The organism is Microbacterium sp. 20-116 (genome assembly GCF_041079415.1).
In the GTDB taxonomy this organism is placed as follows: Bacteria; Actinomycetota; Actinomycetes; order Actinomycetales; family Microbacteriaceae; genus Microbacterium.
In genome coordinates this window covers 1-15013 of the sequence record NZ_JBFYGP010000003.1, presented here as the reverse complement: position 1 = coordinate 15013, position 15013 = coordinate 1, and the positions used below count along the sequence as shown (strand labels likewise).

Annotated in this window: 19 protein-coding genes and 1 tRNA gene; 11 read left to right on the top strand and 9 right to left on the bottom strand. The window is 70.9% G+C overall.

Translation table 11 applies throughout. The features are described from left to right. The first annotated feature begins 30 nt into the window (after positions 1-30). The 3 genes from AB6V29_RS07375 (at position 31) to AB6V29_RS07365 (ending at position 3232) form a co-directional block, all read left to right on the top strand. Positions 31-960, top strand: a complete 930-nt coding sequence (locus AB6V29_RS07375; protein WP_369357858.1) for an NAD(P)/FAD-dependent oxidoreductase — start codon at positions 31-33, stop codon at positions 958-960. Positions 961-1091: 131 nt separating this feature from the next. Beyond that, entirely contained in the window at positions 1092-2147 is a 1056-nt protein-coding gene (locus tag AB6V29_RS07370; protein ID WP_369357856.1) for an ABC transporter ATP-binding protein, read from the top strand. Then, positions 2144-3232 carry an ABC transporter permease gene (locus AB6V29_RS07365; protein WP_369357854.1) on the top strand — a complete coding sequence of 363 codons (1089 nt, stop codon included), beginning with the start codon at positions 2144-2146 and terminating at the stop codon, positions 3230-3232. Before AB6V29_RS07370 ends, AB6V29_RS07365 begins: the two co-directional genes overlap by 4 nt. Before the next feature lie 130 nt (positions 3233-3362). Here the strand turns inward: AB6V29_RS07365 and AB6V29_RS07360 are convergent, their stop codons facing one another. Continuing rightward, positions 3363-3572, bottom strand: coding sequence for a hypothetical protein (locus AB6V29_RS07360; RefSeq protein ID WP_369357852.1), 210 nt, complete (start codon positions 3570-3572; stop codon positions 3363-3365). 49 nt (positions 3573-3621) lie between these two features. Next, positions 3622-4617: a GTP-binding protein gene (locus AB6V29_RS07355; protein ID WP_307315226.1), complete on the bottom strand. Its 996-nt coding sequence runs from the start codon at positions 4615-4617 to the stop codon at positions 3622-3624. A gap of 79 nt (positions 4618-4696) precedes the next feature. On the opposite strand from AB6V29_RS07355, the gene ykgO reads away from it, so the two are divergent. The 3 genes from ykgO to AB6V29_RS07340 all read left to right on the top strand — a co-directional run bounded on the left by ykgO (position 4697) and on the right by AB6V29_RS07340 (position 5512). Then, complete coding sequence (gene ykgO, locus AB6V29_RS07350; protein WP_056226526.1) at positions 4697-4819, top strand: type B 50S ribosomal protein L36; 123 nt, start codon at positions 4697-4699, stop codon at positions 4817-4819. 91 nt (positions 4820-4910) lie between these two features. Next, positions 4911-5219, top strand: coding sequence for a helix-turn-helix transcriptional regulator (locus AB6V29_RS07345; RefSeq protein WP_267786195.1), 309 nt, complete (start codon positions 4911-4913; stop codon positions 5217-5219). Then, the gene (locus tag AB6V29_RS07340) at positions 5216-5512 is read left to right on the top strand and encodes a hypothetical protein (RefSeq protein ID WP_267786196.1); all 297 of its coding nucleotides are present in this window, start codon (positions 5216-5218) and stop codon (positions 5510-5512) included. The genes AB6V29_RS07345 and AB6V29_RS07340 overlap by 4 nt, the downstream gene beginning before the upstream one ends. A gap of 90 nt (positions 5513-5602) precedes the next feature. Here the strand turns inward: AB6V29_RS07340 and AB6V29_RS07335 are convergent, their stop codons facing one another. Next, positions 5603-5827 carry an RNA-binding S4 domain-containing protein gene (locus tag AB6V29_RS07335; protein ID WP_210072263.1) on the bottom strand — a complete coding sequence of 75 codons (225 nt, stop codon included), beginning with the start codon at positions 5825-5827 and terminating at the stop codon, positions 5603-5605. A gap of 19 nt (positions 5828-5846) precedes the next feature. Continuing rightward, a complete protein-coding gene (locus AB6V29_RS07330; protein WP_369357847.1) occupies positions 5847-6602 on the bottom strand; it encodes a DUF2071 domain-containing protein in 756 nt (251 codons plus the stop codon). A 66-nt stretch (positions 6603-6668) separates the two neighbouring features. On the opposite strand from AB6V29_RS07330, the gene AB6V29_RS07325 reads away from it, so the two are divergent. Further along, positions 6669-7016 (top strand): metalloregulator ArsR/SmtB family transcription factor, encoded by a 348-nt coding sequence (locus AB6V29_RS07325; protein WP_369357845.1) that lies wholly within the window; start codon positions 6669-6671, stop codon positions 7014-7016. On the opposite strand, the gene AB6V29_RS07320 is transcribed toward AB6V29_RS07325, so the two are convergent. The 4 genes from AB6V29_RS07320 to AB6V29_RS07305 all read right to left on the bottom strand — a co-directional run bounded on the left by AB6V29_RS07320 (position 7017) and on the right by AB6V29_RS07305 (position 9303). Next, positions 7017-7089 (bottom strand) — tRNA-Met (locus tag AB6V29_RS07320). 93 nt (positions 7090-7182) lie between these two features. Next, entirely contained in the window at positions 7183-7941 is a 759-nt protein-coding gene (locus AB6V29_RS07315; protein WP_369357843.1) for a GntR family transcriptional regulator, read from the bottom strand. Beyond that, complete coding sequence (locus tag AB6V29_RS07310; protein ID WP_369357841.1) at positions 7922-8827, bottom strand: DMT family transporter; 906 nt, start codon at positions 8825-8827, stop codon at positions 7922-7924. The genes AB6V29_RS07315 and AB6V29_RS07310 overlap by 20 nt, the downstream gene beginning before the upstream one ends. 38 nt (positions 8828-8865) lie before the next feature. Further along, complete coding sequence (locus tag AB6V29_RS07305) at positions 8866-9303, bottom strand: MarR family winged helix-turn-helix transcriptional regulator (protein ID WP_369357839.1); 438 nt, start codon at positions 9301-9303, stop codon at positions 8866-8868. 55 nt (positions 9304-9358) lie between these two features. Here AB6V29_RS07305 and AB6V29_RS07300 point away from each other — a divergent pair, with 55 nt between their 5' ends. Together AB6V29_RS07300 and AB6V29_RS07295 are read left to right on the top strand one after the other, a co-directional pair. Further along, entirely contained in the window at positions 9359-9727 is a 369-nt protein-coding gene (locus AB6V29_RS07300) for a VOC family protein (protein ID WP_369357837.1), read from the top strand. Positions 9728-10252: 525 nt separating this feature from the next. Further along, complete coding sequence (locus AB6V29_RS07295) at positions 10253-11182, top strand: hypothetical protein (protein WP_369357835.1); 930 nt, start codon at positions 10253-10255, stop codon at positions 11180-11182. Positions 11183-11185: 3 nt separating this feature from the next. Here AB6V29_RS07295 and AB6V29_RS07290 read toward each other — a convergent pair whose 3' ends face one another. Beyond that, positions 11186-11593, bottom strand: coding sequence for a YccF domain-containing protein (locus tag AB6V29_RS07290; protein WP_210072255.1), 408 nt, complete (start codon positions 11591-11593; stop codon positions 11186-11188). Between the two features lie 138 nt (positions 11594-11731). Here AB6V29_RS07290 and AB6V29_RS07285 point away from each other — a divergent pair, with 138 nt between their 5' ends. Continuing rightward, a complete protein-coding gene (locus AB6V29_RS07285) occupies positions 11732-12208 on the top strand; it encodes a general stress protein (RefSeq protein WP_307315242.1) in 477 nt (158 codons plus the stop codon). 48 nt (positions 12209-12256) lie between these two features. Beyond that, positions 12257-14692 carry an ATP-dependent helicase gene (locus AB6V29_RS07280; protein WP_210072253.1) on the top strand — a complete coding sequence of 812 codons (2436 nt, stop codon included), beginning with the start codon at positions 12257-12259 and terminating at the stop codon, positions 14690-14692. The last annotated feature ends 321 nt before the right edge of the window (positions 14693-15013 follow it).

Here is a 15013-nt window from a genome sequence, read left to right as displayed (position 1 = left end):
CGGCGCGCGCGCAGCCGACAGGATGGCCGCATGACGATGGATGTGACGGTGATCGGCGGCGGGATCTCGGGTCTCGCGTGCGCGCGGGCGGTTCACGAGGCCGGTCGCGAGGTGCGAGTACTCGATCGCGGGCGCCGGGTGGGCGGACGTCTGTCGAGCCGCACGATCGACGGGCGGCCCGTGGATCTCGGGGCGTCGTACTTCGTGGTCGGCGAGGCTGAGGGCTTCGCCCACGTCGTCGCCGACTGGGAGGAGCGCGGGCTCGCGCGGCCGTGGACCGACACGTTCCAGGTGATCGACCCCGATGGCGGGTGCACGCCCAAGCCCGGACCGATGCGGTGGGCCGCTCCCGCCGGGTTGCGCTCGCTCGCTCTCGACCTCGCCGAGGGGCTCGAGGTCTCGTCGGAGCGTGTCGTCGAAAGCGCGGGGCCTTTCCGGGTCGACGGTGAGGATGCGGGCGAGGTCGTCCTGGCGATGCCGGCTCCGCAGGCGGCGCGACTGACCGGTGAGGCGCCCGGCGGCGCCCAGGAGTGGGATCCGGTGATCGCCGTCGTCCTGCGGTGGGATCAGCGGCAGTGGGATGCCGACCTGCACGGCGCCTTCGCCGACGGCGACGCCGACGTGTCGTTCCTCGCCGACGACGGCGACCGCCGCGGGGACAACGCTGCCGTGCTCGTCGTCCACACCACGGCCGATCGCGCCCGACAGCACCTCGACGACCCCGAGGCGGCCATCGCCCCGGTGCTCGCGGCGACCCGGCGGCTGCTCGGCATCGATGTCGAGCCGGTGTCGACGCACGCGCATCGCTGGACCTTCGCCCGGCCGGTCGAAACGACCGGGCAACCGTTCTTCCGCTCGCCGGGGCTCTCGGCCTGCGGGGACGCGTGGGGCGACAGCGCCGCCGTCCGCACCGCGTGGACCTCGGGCGACGCGCTGGGGCGGGCGCTCGCGGCATCCTGAAGCGCATCGAGGACACGCGCGGGCGGCGACCGAGCGAAAAGCCCTGGTGAACCTCGCCATCATCGGCGCGTGACGGCCGCTCGACGACGAGAGTCCTCGGCGGTGTCGGAGGCTCCCTCTATGGTGAGGCTATGGATGCCGGTATCGACGTCGCGGGAGTCAAACGTTCCTTCGGAGCGGTGCACGCCGTACAGCAGGTGACGTTCACGGCCCTGCCCGGCCGGGTCACCGGACTCGTCGGGCCCAACGGTTCGGGCAAGACGACGCTCATGCTCATGCTCGCGTCGCTCCTGAGACCCGACGAGGGCGAGATGCGCATCGGTGGCATCGACCCCGTGTCCGACCCCGCCGGCGCGCGTCGTCTTCTCGGATGGATGCCGGATTCCCTCGGCGCCTGGCCGAGCCTCACCTCGCGCGAGGTGCTGGTGGCGACCGCGCAGCTGTACGACCTCTCGCGCGAGGACGCGCGGGCCCGGGCCGACCACCTGCTGGAGCTCGTCGACCTCGGCGCGCTCGCCGCCTCTCCCGCCCGGGTGCTGTCACGGGGGCAGAAGCAGCGACTGGCGTTGGCGCGTGCCCTGGTGCACGACCCCCGGGTGCTGCTGCTCGACGAGCCCGCCTCGGGCCTCGACCCTCAAGCGCGCATCGCACTGCGCGTGCTGCTGCGGCGGCTGGCGGCCGAGGGGCGCACCATCCTCATCTCGAGCCACGTGCTCGCGGAGCTCGAAGAGGTCGTCGACGACGCCGTCTTCCTGGTCGACGGTCGCACCGTCGGCACCGACCGCGTCGCGGCCGCGGCGACCCGCGTTCGGGTGTGGCGGGTGCGGGTCCCCGCTGACGTCGCGCGTTCCCCGGACGCGGTGCGCGACGACGTCGCGGCCGCCCTCGGGCGCACGACCGGCGAGGTGCGCGTCGACCGGCGTGACGTGCTCGTGCCTTTCGTCGACGAGGCGGGCGCCGTCGCGGGTCTGCGTTCGCTCGTGAGCGCGGGGCTGCCGATCGTCGAGTTCGCCCCGGCCGTCGGCGATCTCGAGCACGCGTTCCTCGATCTGCGGGCCGACGCATCGCCGTCCGCCCCCGAGGGTGCCTCCGCCCCCGAGGGCCCTTCCACACCCGTGGTCGATCCCGCACCACCCGGCTCCTGGCAGCCGCCCGCTGACCGTACCGACGACGGGAGCGCCTCGTGAACCTGCATCGCCTTCGCACGATCATCGGCATCGAGCTGCGTCAGCGCGTGCGCTCCGTCGGTTGGTACGTGCTGCTCGGGATCTTCGCGGTCGTCCTCATCGCCTTGCTGAGCCTCTCGTTCGCCGCGTTCTCGCTCACAACGGGCGGCAGCGAATGGTTCTTCTCGCTTGTCATCATGCTCGTGCTGCTGCTCACGCTGCTGGTCTCACCGACGCTGAGCGGCAGCGCGGTGAACGGCGATCGGGATGCGGCGACCCTCGCCCCCGTCCAGGTCACTCTCGTCACGACGGCCGAGATCGTCATCGGCAAGTTCCTCGCCGCGTGGATCTCGGGACTGGCATTCCTCGTAGTGGCGCTGCCGTTCCTCGTCGTTGCGACCCTCGCCGGAGTGCTCAACCCCGGTGCGATCGTGACCTCGCTCGGCATCCTGATCATCGAGGTCGGCGTCGTCGCAGCGATCGGGGTGGGGCTGAGCGCGGTGATCGCCCGGCCGATCTTCTCCGTCGCGTCGACGTATCTGTTGGTGGCGGCGTTGACGGTGGGGACGCTGATCGCCTTCGGACTCGGGGGTGCGGCTCTGCGCACCCAGACGACGACGATCAGCCGCGAGGTCGATTGGAACGCCATCCCTGCCGGGTGCGACCCCGGCGCCCCGGTGCGCTCGACCGACTGCCCGAGTTACGACCAGTTGCCGTGCGTCGAGTCCCGCACCCTCTCCGAGCAGCCGCGTTTCGATCGCGTGTGGTGGATCCTCGCGGCGAACCCCTTCGTGATCCTCGCCGACGCGACTCCGCCGACGTACGTCGACGGCTACCCGACCGACCTGTTCTCGCAGATCGCCTCCGGCGTCCGTCTGGCGCAGATCGCTCCCGAAGCGACCACGTCGTTCGACGGATGTGCTCAATCCCGCGGGTGGAACGTCGATGCCTACCCGAGCACCGAGCAGCGAGTCGCGGGCACCGCGCCGAGCTGGTTCGTCGGGCTGTTCGTCCAGTTGCTGCTGGCGAGTGGTCTGCTCGCATGGGGCGTCGCCCGCACGCGCACGCCCGCGAAGAGGCTGCCGCCGGGGACGCGCATCGCCTAGCGCGGCCCGTCGGCCGCCGTCGCCCGCCGGGCGTGCCGCCGGTCATCGCTCACGGTGGCCGTGCGCGCGCAAACGGGCGAGGGGCACCCTCCTGGATCAGGATGGGCGCCCCTCCGGTTCGTTGCGAGACTCAGGCGTGTCCTTCGGCCGCCGGGAACCCGAGGTCGGCGGCGGGAGCGTCGTCGCCGTCGAGGGCGTCGCCGGTGTGGTCGTCGAGGCTCACGTGCTCCTCGGCTTCGGCGGCGTCTTCGCGGACCTCGTCGGTCACGGCGTCGGTGGGGGCGGCCGAGTCGGCGTGAGCGTCGTCGGAGTGGCGGGAGGGGATGTCAGGAGTGCTCATGCGCTCACGTTCCTCCTCCGATGCGGTGCGGGCGACCGGCTTGACACGGTCAGTCGGTGGCATCCGGGATCGACGAATCCACCGCGGGCCAGGCAGGCAGGGGGTCATCGAAAGCCAGCCACGCCGAGGGCCCGGCGGCGAGCTCGTCGTCGGTGAGGGCCGCGTGGTCGAGGACGTGCGCGAGCTTCGGTGCCGACAGATCGAGCCCGGTGAAGACGATCTCCTGGCCCATACCCATGCGGCCGTCGTCGGTGCCGAGCGGCTCGATCCACATCGCGGAGCCCACGTGCTCCCACCGAGCCAGGATGCCGGGGCGAGACGCCAGGCGGCAGAAGCCCGCCGAGCGCACCAGGCGTCCGGCAGCGCCCGCGTCCAGCCGGTCGAGTGCCGCCGAGAGGCGCGCGGGGTGGAACGGTCGCAGCTGCTCGTAGCGGAGCGTCATCACGCGGTTGTCGCGCATGTAGGGGTCGTGTTCGCCGTTGAGGGCGTGCACCCATCCGGCGCGCTCCAGGATCTCGCCCTCGTGCGTCGCGGCCGAGTGCAGGTCGCTGACCGGGTCGCGCGACAGCCGGACGACCGCTGTCGGGTTCAGGTGCGAGGCCAGTGCCATCTGCACCGCCAGCGCCGGGGTCGGCACCTGCTCCCAGTTCACCCAGACGATGCGGGTCGCGAGCTCCAGCGCGAGGGCGGCCTGACGCGCCCGCGCGCCGACGTCACCGCGGGTGTCACCGTGATTCGCGGCTGCCGACAGGGGGGCGTCGTCGAGAAGGTCGCCGATCATGTGGCGGGCGTCGACGACGCACACCGCCTCGACCTCGGGTCCGCCGCGTGCCGCGATCGAGTGGATGAGGTCGACGTCGGTGCCGAGATCGACCACGGACGCGGTGTCGTCCGCGCGCGGCCGGGGGAGCGGGAGCGCGTGAGGCACGCGGAGGTCGGCGTACCGCAGCAGATGAAGGGGCCGCGACAGGGCGACGGCGGTCCGTTCCGAGTAGGTCCGGCGCTCGGGGGCGCACACGCCCATGATGGCGATCGTGCGGGGCATGGCATCCACCTCTCATTTGTCAGGGGAGTGGGGACACTCTAGCTTGTTATTGATAACGCTTATCAACAAGGAGGATGCCATGAAGGTCCGAGCGTCGATCAAGTCCCTCAAGAAACAGCCCGGTGCGCAGGTCGTGCGTCGGCGCGGCAAGGTGTTCGTGATCAACAAGCTCAACCCGCGCTTCAAGGGTCGACAGGGGTGATCGCCGGGTCGCTGCGATAACGGAAACGAGAACCGTTCCCAGATAGGTGAACACATTGCAATCCGTGCATGTGTGTGGTGGTCTAGGTGTCGTGGACAAGATCGCGGGGCTCGACGAGGCCGCCGAGCTGTTCAAGGTTCTCGGCAACGAGTCGCGTCTGGCGCTCGTCTGGCTGCTGAGCCGCGAACCGCTCACGGTCGGCGCGCTCGCCGAGCGCGCCGGACTCTCGCAGCCGCTGGTGTCACAGCACCTGCGGACCCTGCGGCAGTCGGGGCTCGTCAGCTCGGAACGCGAGGGCAAAGAGATCCGCTATGCCCTCGCCGACCAGCACGTCGCTCATGTCGTGCTCGATGCGATCGCCCACGTCCAGGAACCGAACGACCAGGGGAACGAACAATGAGCATCGCTGAGACCCACGCCGAGCACACCGTCGACGAGCACGCGCACGGCGACGACTGCGGCCACCAGAAGATCGAGCACGGCGACCACGTCGACTACGTGCACGGGACCCATCACCACGCCCTCCACGGCGACCACTACGACGAGCACGAGTCGAAGGCCGAGCACACCGTCGACGAGCACGCCCACGGCGATGACTGCGGTCACGAGAAGGTCGAGCACGACGGCCACGCCGACTACGTGCACGACGGACACCGTCACGCGCTGCACGCCGATCACTACGACGAGCACTGAGCTCGAGCGGCATCCTGTGTCACGAGCGCAGGGTGCTTCGAGGCCCGCTTCCCCTTTCGGGGTGGCGGGCCTTTCGCGTCGCGGTGCGGCTCAGGCCTGCACGCGGAACGAACGCCCCTCGAAGGTCACGACGTCGCCGACCTGAAGCTGGCGGCCGCGGCGGCGGTCGACCTCACCGTTGACCTCGACGTAGCCGTCGATGATCGCCTCTTTCACGTCTCCGCCGGAGTCGAGGATGCTGGCGAACTTCATGAACTGGCCGAGGCGGATGCCCTCGCTGCCGACGGGTACGTCCTGGGGCTCGGGGGAGGTCATGCGTCCAGTCTGGCAGCAGTCACGGGGCCGGTGCGGGTTCGGAAACGCTGCTCCATCGAGTCGGGACGTCGTGCATGAGCAGGGCGTGATCGAACTCGGCGGCGCCGGCGGGCAGGGTCTCGAAGAAGGTCGACGAGAGGTCGGCGACGGCGAGCGGCTCGACGCGCCACGCGTCGGTGTCGAGCCGGAGGCCCTCGAGCGGGCCGGAGCGCGTGGGGGACCACCCCACGGCATCCTTCCGGAAGAAGGTCGACGAGTCTTCGAGCGTCTCGAAGAGGCGGCTGTGGAACGGGATGCCGGGACCCCGGCGAGCCGTGACGCGCACGCGCAGGTCGTCGGCATCGACGCTGACCGCGAGGTCGTCGGAGGTGGTGCGGAAGTCGACGCTCGCCGGGGCGTGTGTTCCGGGGAAGACGCGACCGCCGACGAGTCGGACGAGGCGCGAGGAGCTGTGACGGCGGGGAATGTACACGCCGGTTCGCGGGCCGTCTGCGGTGTTCCACTCGACCGCGATGCGGTGCGCGGCATTCCGGCTGCGGTGTCCGACCGCGGGGGTGAACCATGCGGGGCGTAAAGCCGTGAGATGGATCAGGCAGACGCCCGCGACCGCGCTGCCGGCGACGAGTTGGGGGCGCAAGCCCTGAGGTAGCAGAGACCCGGCGACGTCGGGGTCGACGCGGTAGTTGACGAGCACGCGTTGGGCTATCGTCGCGGCCATCGGCGGGAGGCGGGATGCGGGGTTCTTTCGGACCCGCGTGTTCGTCTGCTCGGTCATGAGTCATCCTTCGCTATTTAGCGAAGAAGCTACACGCAATTTAGCTACAGTGCTAGATTGGGTCCCGTGACCGACACGGCATCCGACATCTTCGCGGCTCTCGCGCACCCCACGCGGCGCCAGATCCTGCAAGATCTGAAAGACGGCGAGATGGCCGCGGGTGAGATCGCGGCGCGGTTCGACGCGAGTGGGCCGACCATCTCGCGGCACCTCGGCGTGCTGCGCCAAGCCGGTCTCATCTCGGAGCGGCGTGACGCGAACCGCATCCTGTACTCGCTCGTCGGCGAACGGCTGGCGCTGTCGGTGGGCGATTTCCTGTCGACGGTGTGCCCGGAGCAGATTGTGTTGCGCGAGGTGCGAAAGCGGCGACCCTCTCCACGTGCCGGCGCCGACGCGGTCTCGGCTGAGGCGTAGACGCGACGGCGGGAGTCGAACCCGCCACGCCTTCGGTTATGAGCCGAGGCCCGGGACCGCCCGGATCGCCGCGATGTGTCCCCACGCTAACCCGGGGCGCAGGAGGGGCGAAGAGGCGTTGCGCGGCGTGACGCGATGTGTCGTCGTGTGGCGCTCGGGGCGCTCGTCAGCGACCGGCGCGCCCGTCGATGATCGCCCGTGTCGAGTGCTCGAGGTGCGCGCGGACCACCCGCTCCGGGTCTCGCAACGCCTCCTCGACGTACGCGCGGTGCTCCTCCGTCAACGCCCCCGGTGCGTACGCCGGCCGCACGTGCGTGAGCAGCAGCCGCATCTCGCCGTCGAGGCGGCGGTACTCCTCGGCGATGCGCGAAGAGCCGGACGCGTCCACGAGTGCGAGATGCACGCGAGCGTGGGCATCGAGGGTGGCGGGCCAGTCACCCGCGGCCTCGGCTGCAGCCAGGTCGTCGAGCGCGGCACCGACGGCGGAGGGGCGGATGCCGCGATCGCGCACGATCCGCAGGGCCTCGGTCTCGAGGGCGCATCGCAACTGCTGCAGGGCGATCAGGGCGTCGTCGTCGAGAAGGGACACGCGGACTCCGCGGTACGGTTCGGCGGTGGTGAGTCGCTCGGCGGTCAGCGTGGCGAGAGCGGTGCGCGCGGTGTGCCGCGAGACGCCGTGCGCCGCGCTGAGATCCTCTTCCCGCAGCGGGGTGCCGGGCGCGAGTTCGCCCGACAGGATCTCGGAGCGCACAGCGGCGGCGACCGCGTCGGCGGTGCGGGGGCCGGGGACGGACGGCGAAGATCGGCGCGCGGCTGCGGTCGTGAGTGCCGCGGCATCCGCGGCGATGCGCTCGGCCTCTCCTGGCGGGGTGCGGCCCGCCCCGGCCGCAGCGCCTTCGTTCGCGTCAGGCCCGTGCCGCGGCATCCGGAACCTCCTCACCACGACGAGACGGAGTCGACACCACGGCGAGGCCCACCGCGATGAGGGCCAGGCCGATGCCGCTGACCAGCGTGAGCTGCTCGCGCAGCACGAAGAGGCCGAGCAGGGTGGCGGCGAGGGGTTCGGCCAGCGTCAGCGTCGACACGGTGACGGCGCTCAAGCGCGCCAGGCCCCACCCGAACAGCAGGTACGCGATCGCCGTCGTCACCACCCCGAGCCACAGGGCGAGGGCAAGAGCGTTTGGGGTGAGGAGCCATGATGTTCCGGCGAGCAGGAGCACGGGCAGGCTCGCCACGGCGGCGACCCCGAATACCGCCCCCATGACGCGCGTGGAGTTCCACCCCCTCTCGATCAACGCTTTGCCGCACACCGTATAGAGGGCGTACGACATTCCCGCGCCCGCCGAGGCGAGTAGGCCCGCCGGGGCGAGCGCGGTCGCGCCGCCGGTCATGCCCGACACGAGAACGACCCCGAGCAGGGCGACGGCGGTCGCCAGCATCCAGCGCGGTGACGGGGCGCGGCGCAGGCGCACGGCATCCGCGATCCCGGTGGCGATGGGCGCCGAGCCGAGGGCGACGACCGTGCCGATTGCGACACCGTTCTCGCGCGTGCCGAGGAAGAACAGGGGCTGGTAGGCGAGCACTCCGACCGCTCCGATGGCGATGAGTGCCGACGTCGACGTTCGAGAGCCGCGGTGCGGCCGCACGGGCGCGCGTTGCGTCAGGGCGAGAAGGCCCAGGATGCCACCACCCACCACGATCCGTGCCGCCCCGACCGCGAGCGGCGAGGCGTCGACGCCCGCGAGGGCCTGCGCCGTGCCCGTGGTGGAGAAACACAGCGCCGCGGCGAGGATCGCGAGGGCGGGAAGCATGCATGGATTGTTACACAATCTGCGCGTCGCCGCGCACCTCAGTCGCGAAGCGCCGTCACCATCGATCGCAACGCGTGCAGGGCGGCGGCCTGCTCGGCATCCGTCATTGCGCTCAGCATGCGCTTCTCGACGGACCGGACGGCGGCGCTCGCCGCAGCGAGGGTGCGTCGGCCCTTCTCGGTGAGGCGGGTGGGGAGCGCCTTGCCGACAGGGGCGGTGTCCGGTCGCTCGACGATGCCGTCGCGCTCGAGGCTCTGCAGCAGCACGTTCATCGACTGTCGTGTGACGAAAGCGCCGCGCGCGAGGTCGGAGTTCGACAGGCCGGGCCGCTGGGCGAGCAGCTCGAGGCAGGAGTAGTGCGTGATCGTCATTCCGAGTGGGCGTAGCACGTCTTCCATTGCTGCGCGCAGAGCGCTCGCCGCTTCTTTCAGGAGGTAGCCGAGCGAGGTGTCCAAGTCGATTGCCTCTTGCGCCATGTCAGTATTCTGACATACGCTCTGTGTCAGATAACTGACACGCAAGGAGCATGCCATGCCCGCCACCGGACCCGACTTCATCTCTCTGCAGGTGCGCGACCTCGCCGCCTCCCACGCCTTCTACCAGAAGTACCTCGGCTTGCGCCGTTCGCCCACCGGCCCTCCTCACGCCGTCGTCTTCGACACCGCACCGATCGCCTTCGCTCTGCGCGACCTCGCGCCCGGCACCGACCTCACCGGCGTGGACCAGCCGGGCGTCGGCGTCGCCGTCTGGCTCCACGCCACCGAGGTGCAGCAGATGCACGACGAGCTCGCCGCCGCCGGACACCGGATCGTCTCGGCTCCGATCGACGGCCCCTTCGGCCGCACCTTCACCTTCGCCGACCCCGACGGCTACCACGTCACCGTGCACGACAGGGGCTGAGCCCGACCGGGGCGGCGGGTTCCCGGCATCCGGGGCCGTCCGGCGGAGTCGGGGCGGGACACGCCGGTGGCCGTGGCTGGGGGACGGCGTGTCGGCGGTGGACTCCGCGGGACGGTCGGTCGGGGGCGGTGTCGGGCTGCGGGTGTTTCGGCCGGGCGGGGCGGCGGGTCCCCGGCATCCGGGGCCGTCCGGCGGAGTCGGGCCGGGACGCGCCGGTTCCCGGGGGCGAGGGACGGCGTGTCGGTGGTGGACTCCGCGGGAGGGGCGGTCGGGGGCGGTGTCGGGCTGCGGGTGTTTCGGCCGGGCGGGGCGGCGGGTTCCCGGCATCCGGGGCCGTCCGGCGGAGTTGGGGCGGGACACGCCGGTTGCCGTGGCTGGGGGACGGCGTGTCGGCGGTGGACTCCGCGGTACGGCGATGCTCGAGCGGAACGGATGCCGTCACCCCGGCCCACGCCCGAATTCACCCGCCCCGATGCCCGCCGCCGGCCGGGCGGAAGCCCAGGAACGGGCGGGTAACGTGGGTACATGGCGACGACGGCGGGGCGAGGCATCCTGGCCCTCAGCGTCGCCGTGATCCTTCTCGCCGTCGGCACGGTTCTGGCCGTGCTGGTGGATCCGTTCACGCGCGAGCAGGTGACGGTCGACCCGACGGCGGAATGGGTCGCGCGCGTGCTGCTGGTCTTCGGCGTGGTCTGGCTGCTGATCGGTGCGATCGCCGCGCGCACGCGTCTGGTTCGACGACCCGGCGCCGCTGCCGCGCGCGCGTCGTGGATCGCCTCCACCCGGCCGTGGCGGTCGCGGGAGTCGAGCCTCGGCCTGCTGCCGCTGGACCGTTGGCTCATGATCCTGGTGCCGGGCGCGCTCCTCGTGATGACGCGGGTCGTCCAGACGCCGCGCGACGGGCTGTGGGGCATCCTCATCGCCGTCGCCGGGTGGCTCGTGTTCGCCGCCACGGTGCGTCTGCTGCTCGGGCGCCGCTCGCCCTGGCCGATCATCGCGGCGGTGGGCGGGGCCCTCGTACTGCGGTGCGTGGTCGCGCTGTCGGCCGTGTCGCTGTCGGGGCCGGACGGCGTCTGGCCGACGATCTGGGCGCAGCCGTGGGTGCGCATCCTCTACCTCGCGGTCGCCTTCGCGCTGGTGGCGTGGGTGTTCGTCGTGGCCGGGTGGTCGCTTTCGGCGCAGCTCGGCCGCCGTCGTGCTGCGGGCGTCGCCCTCGCCGGGATGGGCATCGGTTACGCCCTGCCCGCGGCGACCATCGCGGTGATGGGGGCGCACGACGCGCTCCGCTCCTGGAACGAGCAGATCGGAGTGCTTCCCTGGGATCTCGCGCGCTTCAGCGGGGCACGCGAAGGGGCATTTCCCCTCGAGATCATGACGACCACGGCCGTGATCGGCGGGGTCGCGCTGGTGGTCGGCATCCTGCTCGCTCTGCCGCGCCGCGTGTACGGGCGCTGAGCGTCAGCGTCCCAGGGTCTGGTCGAACGGCCCGCCGCGACCGATCTCACGCACCTCTTTGCCCAGCGGCATGAGCGACACCGGGACCAGTTTGAAGTTCGCGATCCCGAGCGGGATGCCGATGATCGTGACGCACAGCAGCAGTCCGGTGAAGACGTGGCCCAGGGCCAGCCACCATCCGGCGAGGATCACCCAGACGACGTTGCCGAGGAACGAGCCGACTCCCGCCGACCTCTTCGCCACGATCTCACGACCGAACGGCCACAGGGCGTACAGGCCGATGCGGAACGACGCGATGCCCCAGGGGATCGTGACGATGAAGATGCACAGCACGACCCCCGCGGCGAGGTAACCGAGGAAGAGCCAGAAGCCCGAGAGGACGAGCCAGAGGACGTTGAGGATCAGGCGCATGCCTCCATCATCCAGGTGTCGCCTGAATGGCGTGCGGGTTTGACTCTTGGCCCCTAACCCGGGCTCCCCCGACGCGCAACCGCCCCGCGGCGAGCGGGAGGCGCCGTTAGCGTGGGGCCACCGAGGGAAGGAACCGCCATGTCCGACATCACCCGGGCCACGCCCGAACGCCGCGTCCTGTCGAGCTTCACCGACTACACCGGGGCACAAGCCGCCGTCGACCGGTTGTCCGACGCGGGCTTCCCCGTCGAGCACACCGCGATCGTCGGAACCGGCGTGCGGATCGTCGAGCAGGTGACGGGCCGCCTCACGCGCGGTCGCGCGGCCGGGCTCGGAGCCGCGTCGGGGGCCTGGTTCGGCCTGATGATCGGCGTGCTGATCGGTCTGCTCAGCGTCAACGGCTTCCTCGGTTTCGTCTTGCTGGGCCTCGTGCTCGGAGCCGTCTGGGGTGCCGTCTTCGGTTTTGCCGGGCACGCGTTCACGGGCGGACGCCGCGACTTCTCGTCGGTGCAGGGCTTCGAGGCCGAGCGCTGGGACGTGACGGTGGATGCCGAGCACTTCTCGCGCGCGCAGTCGCTGTTGTCGTCGGGTGCGGCGGGGGAGGCGCGGAGCTGAGCCCCGACGGGGCCGATGTCGGGGGCCCCGCCTAGACTTGACCCCGCCATGACCGACGCCTCCACGCCCCTCATCGTCGACGGTCCCGGACCGTCGGCATCCCGACCCGACGCCGACCTCCTCGAGGGGCTGAACGGTCCGCAGCGCGAGGCCGTGACCTATCGCGGCCAGGCGCTGCTCATCGTCGCGGGCGCGGGCTCCGGTAAGACGAGCGTGCTCACGCGGCGCATCGCCTCGCTGCTGCGCACGCGCGAGGCGTATCCCAGCCAGATCCTCGCGATCACCTTCACGAACAAGGCCGCGGGCGAGATGCGCGAGCGCGTGCATCAGCTCATCGGTCAGAAGGCCGACGGTATGTGGATCTCGACGTTCCACTCCGCCTGCGTGCGCATTCTCCGCCGCGAGGCCGAGCAGTTCGGTTTCACCAAGTCGTTCACCATCTACGACTCCGGCGACTCGCGTGCCCTCATCAAGCGTCTCGTCAAAGAGCACGAAGGCGACTCGTTCGGCCTCACCCCGGCCGGTACCCAGAGCCGCATCTCGAAGCTGAAGAACGAGCTGGCGGATGCCGAGTCCTACGCGCGATCCGCGAACATGAGCGACCCGGCCGAGCGCGTGTTCGTCGAGATCTTCGGCTCGTACCAGCGCGAGCTGCAGCGCGCCAACGCCTTCGATTTCGACGACCTCATCGCCCAGACCGTCTACCTGTTCCGGGCGTTCCCGCAGGTGGCCGACCGGTACCGCAAGCGGTTCCGGCACATCCTGGTCGACGAGTACCAGGACACCAACCACGCGCAATACGCGCTCATCCACGAGCTGACACGGCCTCCGGGCGCCGACGCCGAGCCGTTCTCGTCGGGCGGCATGATGATCTTCGACGCCGAGCCGGCGGGCGAAGACGCCGCATCCCTCACCGTCGTCGGTGACTCCGACCAGTCGATCTACGCCTTCCGCGGCGCCGACATCCGCAACATCAGCGAGTTCGAGCGCGACTACCCGGGCGCCAAGGTCGTACTGCTCGAGCAGAACTACCGCTCCACGCAGAACATCCTCTCCGCGGCCAACGCGGTGATCTCGAACAACTTCGACCGCAAAGACAAGAAGCTCTGGACCGACGTCGGCGCCGGCGATCCGATCATCGGCTTCACCGGCTACTCGCAGCACGATGAGGCGCAGTTCGTCGCCGACGAGATTGAGGCACTCCACAAGAAGGGCGTCGACTACTCGGGCGTCGCGGTGTTCTACCGCACCAACTCGCAGTCGCGTGCGCTCGAAGAGATCTTCATCCGCTCGGCCGTGCCCTACAAGATCATGGGCGGCACCAAGTTCTACGAGCGCGCCGAGATCAAAGACGCCCTCGCATACCTCGTCGCCGTGGCCAATCCCGCCGACTCGATGGCCCTCCGGCGCATCCTCAACCGGCCGCGCCGCGGTATCGGCGACGTCACCGAGACGGCCATCGCCCGCTACGCCGCAGAGCACGGGATCACCTTCCGCGATGCCCTGGCCAACTCGGCCCAGATCGGCGTCGGCCCCAAGCTGCAGAAGGCCATCGACCAGCTCGACGCGGTGCTGACCGAGGCCACGGCGGTCATGCTCCCGGCATCCGGAGAGCTCGCTCCCTCCACCTCGGTCACCGAGGGTCTCACGCTGCTGCTGAACAAGAGCGGCTACTTCGACGCCCTGCGCGCGAGCAAAGACCCGCAGGACGAGGCGCGTCTCGAGAACCTCGACGAGCTCGTCGCGGTGACGCGGGAGTTCGCGCGCAACAACCCCGAGGGCACGATCATCGACTTCCTCACCGAGGTCACCCTCGTGGCCGACGCCGACGACCTCGACGACGCGTCGGGCTCGGTGTCGCTCATGACTTTGCACACGGCGAAGGGGCTCGAGTACGACGCGGTGTTCCTCACCGGCGTCGAAGAAGACCTGCTCCCGCACCGCATCTCGGCGAACGAGCCGGGCGGGCCACAGGAGGAACGCCGGCTGTTCTACGTCGGCATCACCCGCGCCCGCAAGCGTCTGCACCTCTCGCTCGCGATGACCCGCGCGCAGTTCGGCGAGGTCACGGTCGCGATGCCCAGCCGGTTCCTACAGGAGATCCCCGCCGACCTCATCGACTGGCGGCAGTCGCCCGGCGACGTCAACGGCCGCGGGGGCTCGCAGTCGCGTGCGCTCAACGCCCGTGGACGACGCCCCGGCCAGGCCGGGAGCGCGGGTAACCGCTACGGCGACGACCTCGTGCCGCTGCCCAAGCGCGCGCCGGCCGACCCGAGCAAGTTCCCCAACCGCATCCCGGCGAAGGTCCGTGACAACGGCGACATGCAGCTCGCGTCGGGCGACCGCATCCGTCACGACGACTTCGGCGAGGGCCGTGTAGACGCCGTGACCGGCGAAGGCGCCAAGCGCGTGGCGCACGTGCGCTTCGACACGGTCGGGCCGAAGAAGCTGCTCGTCAAGATCGCGCCCATCACCAAGCTGTAGAACGCGTCGCGAGGCGGTTCGCGGGCTCCTGGCCCGGGCCGTCGGCGTGCCGTGCCCGGCGAGTGATGCCGCGGGCGTGTGCGCGTGGGCGGGCGGGGGGCCGCGGGTGTGAGCCGGGCGCGTGCCGTGCGCGTTCGCGGGTGCGGCGTGCGTGGGTGCGCGGAGGCGCGGGCGCGGGTGCGGCGGGCGTGAGTACCTGTCTCTTATACACATCTCCGAGCCCACGAGACGACTGAGTAGATCGCGTATGCCGTCTTCTGCTTGAAAAAAGGGGGGGGGGGGGGGGGGGGGGGGGGGGGGGGGGGGGGGGGGGGGGGGGGG

Excerpts from the sequence above, each read along its gene's own strand:
- AB6V29_RS07315 (WP_369357843.1), bottom strand. The coding sequence starts at position 7,941 with ATGCCGCGGCACGGGCCTGACGCGAACGAAGGCGCTGCGGCCGGGGCG.
- AB6V29_RS07370 (WP_369357856.1), top strand. The coding sequence starts at position 1,092 with ATGGATGCCGGTATCGACGTCGCGGGAGTCAAACGTTCCTTCGGAGCG.
- AB6V29_RS07290 (WP_210072255.1), bottom strand. The coding sequence starts at position 11,593 with ATGCGCCTGATCCTCAACGTCCTCTGGCTCGTCCTCTCGGGCTTCTGG.
- AB6V29_RS07305 (WP_369357839.1), bottom strand. The coding sequence starts at position 9,303 with ATGGCGCAAGAGGCAATCGACTTGGACACCTCGCTCGGCTACCTCCTG.
- AB6V29_RS07310 (WP_369357841.1), bottom strand. The coding sequence starts at position 8,827 with ATGCTTCCCGCCCTCGCGATCCTCGCCGCGGCGCTGTGTTTCTCCACC.
- AB6V29_RS07340 (WP_267786196.1), top strand. The coding sequence starts at position 5,216 with ATGAGCATCGCTGAGACCCACGCCGAGCACACCGTCGACGAGCACGCG.
- AB6V29_RS07295 (WP_369357835.1), top strand. The coding sequence starts at position 10,253 with ATGGCGACGACGGCGGGGCGAGGCATCCTGGCCCTCAGCGTCGCCGTG.
- AB6V29_RS07280 (WP_210072253.1), top strand. The coding sequence starts at position 12,257 with ATGACCGACGCCTCCACGCCCCTCATCGTCGACGGTCCCGGACCGTCG.
- AB6V29_RS07360 (WP_369357852.1), bottom strand. The coding sequence starts at position 3,572 with ATGAGCACTCCTGACATCCCCTCCCGCCACTCCGACGACGCTCACGCC.
- AB6V29_RS07300 (WP_369357837.1), top strand. The coding sequence starts at position 9,359 with ATGCCCGCCACCGGACCCGACTTCATCTCTCTGCAGGTGCGCGACCTC.
- AB6V29_RS07285 (WP_307315242.1), top strand. The coding sequence starts at position 11,732 with ATGTCCGACATCACCCGGGCCACGCCCGAACGCCGCGTCCTGTCGAGC.
- AB6V29_RS07355 (WP_307315226.1), bottom strand. The coding sequence starts at position 4,617 with ATGCCCCGCACGATCGCCATCATGGGCGTGTGCGCCCCCGAGCGCCGG.
- AB6V29_RS07330 (WP_369357847.1), bottom strand. The coding sequence starts at position 6,602 with ATGACCGAGCAGACGAACACGCGGGTCCGAAAGAACCCCGCATCCCGC.
- AB6V29_RS07335 (WP_210072263.1), bottom strand. The coding sequence starts at position 5,827 with ATGACCTCCCCCGAGCCCCAGGACGTACCCGTCGGCAGCGAGGGCATC.
- ykgO (WP_056226526.1), top strand. The coding sequence starts at position 4,697 with ATGAAGGTCCGAGCGTCGATCAAGTCCCTCAAGAAACAGCCCGGTGCG.
- AB6V29_RS07375 (WP_369357858.1), top strand. The coding sequence starts at position 31 with ATGACGATGGATGTGACGGTGATCGGCGGCGGGATCTCGGGTCTCGCG.